This is a genomic window from Rhodococcus sp. (in: high G+C Gram-positive bacteria), assembly GCF_049286785.1.
Taxonomy (GTDB): domain Bacteria; phylum Actinomycetota; class Actinomycetes; order Mycobacteriales; family Mycobacteriaceae; genus Rhodococcus_F.
Genome location: NZ_JBAQEO010000856.1, coordinates 1 through 5430, shown reverse-complemented (window position 1 = coordinate 5430; position 5430 = coordinate 1). Strand labels below are relative to the sequence as shown.

Below are 5430 nucleotides of genomic sequence, written 5' to 3'. Positions count from 1 at the left end.
CGTCGACACCGGCCCGGCGGACGAGGTTGTCCGGCAGATCACGGCGGCGGGGGGTGAGGCCGTCGCCTGCACCGAGTCCGTGGCGACGGCCGAGGGTGGCCGGGCCATCATCGAGTCGGCGCTCGACCACTACGGCCGGATCGACATCCTCGTCCACAACGCCGGTAACAATCGTTATGCATCGCTGGCGGACATGACGTATGAGGACTTCGATGCCGTCCTGGACGTGCACCTGCGCGGTGCCTTTCATGTCGTCCGGCCCGCATTCCCCTCGATGAGCAAGGCAGGCTACGGCCGTGTGGTGCTGACCTCATCGATCGGCGGTCTCTACGGCAACAAACAGGTCGCCAACTACGCCGCATCCAAGGCCGGCATCATCGGACTGTCCAACGTGGTCGCGCTCGAAGGGGCCGAGCACGGCGTGAAGTCCAACGTCATCGTTCCCGCCGCACTCACGAGATTGGCCGAAGGGATCGACACCTCCGCCTATCCGCCCATGGGTCCGGAATTGGCCGCGCCGGTGGTCGGCTGGCTCGCACACGAAAGTTGTTCAGTCACCGGAGAAATGTTCGCGGCGATCGCCGGTCGGGTGGCGAAGGTGTTCATCGCCGAGACACCCGGGGTATATCGCCCGTCGTGGTCGATCGACGAGGTGGCCGAGCAGATCGACGCCATCCGCGACATCAGCGACCCCTGGATACTGCCGCCGGTCTCGGGCCATGTCGACCACATCACGAAGAGTTTTGCGCTAGCCATGGAGGGCAGCTCACATGTCAGTTAAGGTCTACGAACGCATCCTGGACCTCTTCGAGGCCGAGGGTATCAACACCCTCTTCGGTATCCCCGATCCGAACTTCGTTCATCTGTTCCACCTCGCGGAGGAGCGCGGCTGGAACGTCGTTGCACCCCATCATGAAGAGTCCGCCGGTTTCATGGCGGAAGCTGTATCGCGAATGACCGGACGAGCCGCGTTGTGCATCGGCACGCTGGGCCCTGGTATCGCCAACCTGGCGGGCGCGATGATGTGCGCCAAGGTCGAGAATTCGCCGGTCATCTTCCTGGGCGGACAGCGCGCCCGAATCACCGAGCAGCGGGTACGTCGCGGCCGTATCCAGTTCGTACAGCAGATGGCACTTGTCGAGAACTCGGTCAAGTACAGCGCCAGCATCGAGTACGCCGATCAGACCGACGAGATCATCAGAGAGGGCCTGCGGAAAGCACTCTCGGGCACGCCCGGCCCGGTGTACATCGAGTACCCGCAGCACGTCATCCAGGAAGAACTGGACCTTCCGCCGGTGTTCCCGCCTCAGGCCTATCGCCTCGTCGGGCAGACGGCCGGCGCGGACCTCGTCGCCAAGGCCGCCGAGTTGATCGGCGCCGCTGAGCAGCCCATCCTGCTCGTCGGCCACGGTGTACACACGTCCCGGGCAGGGGCGTCGGTGAAAGCCCTGGCCGATCTGATGGCGTGCCCGGTCATCCAGACCTCGGGTGGCACGTCGTACATCGAAGGACTCGAGGACCGGACGTTCCCGTACGGATTCTCGGCGGCGGCGATCGACGCAGTCGTCAAGTCCGACCTGTGCGTCGCGATCGGCACCGAACTCGGCGAACCGGTCCACTTCGGGCGCGGCCGGCACTGGGTCGCGAACGAAGCGAACCGCAATTGGATCCTCGTCGAGCAGGACCCCTCTGCCATCGGAGTGAACCGCCCGATCGATGTACCGCTGGTGGGCGATCTGCGGGCGATCGTGCCACAACTCGTCGATGCGCTGAAGGATTCCCCCCGCACCCCGACCGCCGAGCTCGAGGGCTGGATCAAACAGGACGCCGACCAGCTGGCGGAACTCGCGGAGACTGCGCCCTCCGGTATGTCACCGGTACACCCGGCACGTTTGATCGTCGAGGCAACCAAGGCGTTCCCCGCCGACGGCATCATGGTCCGCGACGGTGGTGCCACCACGATCTTCGGCTGGACCTACTCGCAGGCCAAGCCCCATGACGTGATGTGGAACCAGAACTTCGGCCATCTCGGCACCGGTCTCCCCTACGCCGTCGGCGCCGGTGTGGCCGCCGGCGGAAAGCGGCCGATGATGCTGATCACCGGCGACTCGTCGTTCCAGTTCCACATCGCCGAGCTCGAGACGGCCGCGCGGCTGGGTCTCCCCCTCGTGTGCGTCGTGGCCGTGGACTACGCCTGGGGTCTCGAGGTGGGTGTGTACAAGCGCACCTACGGTCAGGGATCGCTCGAGACGGGTGTCCACTGGAGCAAGGAGACGCGTCTCGACAAGGTTGCCGAGGGCTTCGGATGCTACGGCGAGTACGTCGATCGGGACGAGGACATCGCCCCCGCCATCAAGCGGGCCTACGCCAGCGGAAGGCCCGGAGTCATTCACGTGGCGGTCGATCCGAAAGCGAACTCCGAAGAGATGCCCAGCTACGACGAGTTCCGTACGTGGTATGCGGAAGGACAGCAGTGACAATTCGCGAAGCGCTACACAAGAATCGGGACACTGATGCGTGAATATCTGAAGTTCTACGTCGGCGGTCAGTGGACCGATCCGGCACAATCGCAGACTTTCGACGTCGTCAATCCTGCGACCGAGGAGATCTGCGGCAAGGTCGCGCTCGGCTCGGCCGCCGATGTCGACCGGGCCGTCGCGGCCGCACGCGAGGCCTTCCCCAGCTGGTCCACGACCAGTGTCGAGGAACGACTCGACGTGCTCCGCAACATCCTCGCTGTGTACCAGCGGCGGATGGGCGATCTCGGGGCGGCACTGACCGAGGAGATGGGTGCGCCGACCGCTCTTGCCAACGGTTTTCAGGTGAACCTCGGACTCGGGCACTTGAGCACAGCGATCGACGTGCTCGAGAATTTCACCTTCGAGGAGCAGCGGGGAACTTCGCGGATCGTAAAGGAGCCGATCGGCGTCTGCGGCCTGATCACCCCGTGGAACTGGCCGCTGAATCAAATTGCCGTAAAGGTGTTCCCGGCCTTGGCGACGGGTTGCACCATGGTGCTCAAGCCGTCGGAGCAATCGCCGTTCAGCGGTCAGGTCTTCGCGGAGATCCTGCACGAGGCAGGCGTCCCGGCCGGTGTGTTCAATCTCGTCCAGGGCGACGGCCCCGGCGTCGGCCGGGCACTGTCCGGCCACCGCGATGTCGACATGATCTCCTTCACCGGTTCGACGCGGGCCGGTATCGACATCGCGACGAACGCGGCGGCAGGGGTAAAACGGGTTACCCAGGAACTCGGAGGCAAGGGCCCCAACATCCTTCTCGACGACGCGGCCTTCGCCGAGAATGTCGCCAAGGGTGTGGCCACCATGATGGTCAATTCCGGGCAGACCTGCAGTGCGCCTTCGCGCATGCTCGTCCCGGGCGAGCGGATGGAAGAAGCCATCGGCATTGCCCGCGAGACCGCGTCGCTGGTCACGGTCGGCGACCCGAACGGTGACTTCGCGATCGGCCCGGTGGTGTCGGAGGCACAGTTCCAGAAGATTCAGGCGCTCATCCAGCAGGGTATCGACGAGGGTGCCACGCTGGTCTCAGGCGGTACCGGACGACCGGATGGTCTGACCGCGGGCTACTACGTCAAGCCCACCGTCTTCGCTGACGTCAAGAACGACATGACCATTGCCCGCGAGGAGATTTTCGGGCCGGTGCTCACGATTCTCGGCTACGACAGCGTCGACCATGCTGTCGAAATCGCGAACGATACCGAATACGGCCTCTCGGCCTTCGTGGCGGGCGCTGACCTCGAGCAGGTTCGTGCCATTGCTCGTCGACTCCGGGCGGGATCGGTGGCGATCAACGACGGCTTCGACTTCGGTTCGCCGTTTGGCGGTTACAAGAAGAGCGGTAACGGGCGGGAGTGGGGCGAGTTCGGTTTCCACGACTACCTGGAGGTCAAGGCTATTCTCGGCTACGTCCCGAGCGAAGCCTGACATGAGCGACCTGGCTGCTCTGGTCGACCGGGAAGGGATTCGGCACTGCATTACCCGAGTCGCCCGCGGTGAGGATCGGCGTGATGCCGCGTTGATCAGCGCCTCCTTCTGGCCGGACTCGGCGATCGACTTCGGCATCTTCGCCGGGTCGTTTCCCGAGTACCTCGACTATGTCGTGCCGGGATCGCCCGCGATCCCGGTGACGGCACACACCCTCGGGCAAACATGGATCGACCTCGATGGTGATGTGGCGTCGACGGAAACCCATGTCGTCGCCTACCACCGGGTCGACATGGGGGCCGAAGAACGCGATACCGTCATCGGCGCTCGCTACCTCGACCGCCTGGAAAAGCGCGAAGGCGAATGGCGTATCGCGAAACGCACCATGCTCTATGACTGGTTCCAGGACCAGGGCGTCTCGGTCGATATCTCACAGGGCGTGATGGGCATGGCGTTCAGCGGAAACCATTACGCCGGCAGGGCGGTTGGAGATCACAGCGAAGAGTTCTTCCGGTGACCTCTCTGTCTGGCAACGTTGCAGTCGTCACGGGCGCCAGTCGCGGTATCGGCAAAGGTATTGCGCTGGCGCTCGCGGACCAGGGTGCCACGGTATACGTCACCGGTCGAACGCTCACCGAGGGATCACATCCGCTGCCCGGTACCATTGGCCGGACAGCGGCGGAGTGTGATCAGCGCGGAGGCAAAGGTGTTGCGGTCCAGGTCGATCACGCCGATGATGCGCAGGTTGCCGCCCTCTTCGACCAGGTCGAGCGTGAGCAGGGTCGTCTCGACATCTTGGTGAACAATGCCTTCGCCCTACCCGAAAACCTGACCGATCCGAAATCCTTCTGGGAGAAGCCGATCTCCAATTGGGAGATGGTGAACGTGGGTGTTCGCTCCAACTTCGTGGCCGCCCGGCACGCCGCCCGGATCATGACCCCGAGAAAGTCCGGGCTCATCGTCGCGATCTCGGGTTACACCGGCGTCACCTACACCTACGATGTCATTTTCGGCACGGCCAAATCGGCGGTGGATCGGATGGCGCGCGACATGGCCATCGAGCTGAAGCCACACAATGTGGCCTCTCTCTCGATCTGGCAGGGTTTGACCTTCACCGAGCGTGCCGAACGCAACCTGGCCAGCGTTCCAGGACTGAACGGCCGGTCGGCCACACGGCCGGAGGATGGTTGCTCACCCGAATACCCCGGCCGAGTGATCGCGGCGCTCGCCAGCGACGAGGCGGTGATGAGCCGGACCGGCGGCACTTTCATCACCGCCGAGCTGGGTCAGGAATATGGCGTCAAAGATATTGACGGCAAGGTTATTCCGTCGCTGAGGGCCACCCGCGGCGCTCCCATCTGGGCACCGATCTGACGAACGTTCATTCACTTTCTCGGAGGACATCATGAGCTCATCGATCATCCCGGAGAAGCAGGCCAAGCTCGACGCTCTGCTCGACCGCCAGGACATTCTCGACACCATGACC

5 protein-coding genes are annotated in these 5430 nt (G+C 64.0%); all 5 read left to right on the top strand.

What is annotated here, in order from left to right; translation table 11 throughout:
- On the top strand, positions 1-781 hold a 781-nt coding region (locus tag WAW17_RS30455), incomplete at its 5' end, for an SDR family NAD(P)-dependent oxidoreductase (protein WP_422336567.1).
- On the top strand, positions 771-2477 hold the full coding sequence (locus WAW17_RS30450) for a thiamine pyrophosphate-binding protein (protein ID WP_422336566.1): 1707 nt from the start codon (positions 771-773) through the stop codon (positions 2475-2477). The genes WAW17_RS30455 and WAW17_RS30450, both read left to right, overlap by 11 nt.
- A gap of 36 nt (positions 2478-2513) precedes the next feature.
- Complete coding sequence (locus WAW17_RS30445) at positions 2514-3944, top strand: aldehyde dehydrogenase family protein (protein WP_422336565.1); 1431 nt, start codon at positions 2514-2516, stop codon at positions 3942-3944.
- Between the two features lies 1 nt (position 3945).
- Complete coding sequence (locus WAW17_RS30440) at positions 3946-4461, top strand: nuclear transport factor 2 family protein (RefSeq protein ID WP_422336564.1); 516 nt, start codon at positions 3946-3948, stop codon at positions 4459-4461.
- The gene (locus WAW17_RS30435; RefSeq protein WP_422336563.1) at positions 4458-5318 is read left to right on the top strand and encodes an SDR family NAD(P)-dependent oxidoreductase; all 861 of its coding nucleotides are present in this window, start codon (positions 4458-4460) and stop codon (positions 5316-5318) included. The genes WAW17_RS30440 and WAW17_RS30435 overlap by 4 nt, the downstream gene beginning before the upstream one ends.
- The last annotated feature ends 112 nt before the right edge of the window (positions 5319-5430 follow it).

Bases quoted from the DNA above. Each gene is read 5' to 3' on its own strand.
- WAW17_RS30450 (WP_422336566.1), top strand. From the start codon at position 771: ATGTCAGTTAAGGTCTACGAACGCATCCTGGACCTCTTCGAGGCCGAG.
- WAW17_RS30445 (WP_422336565.1), top strand. From the start codon at position 2,514: ATGCGTGAATATCTGAAGTTCTACGTCGGCGGTCAGTGGACCGATCCG.
- WAW17_RS30440 (WP_422336564.1), top strand. From the start codon at position 3,946: ATGAGCGACCTGGCTGCTCTGGTCGACCGGGAAGGGATTCGGCACTGC.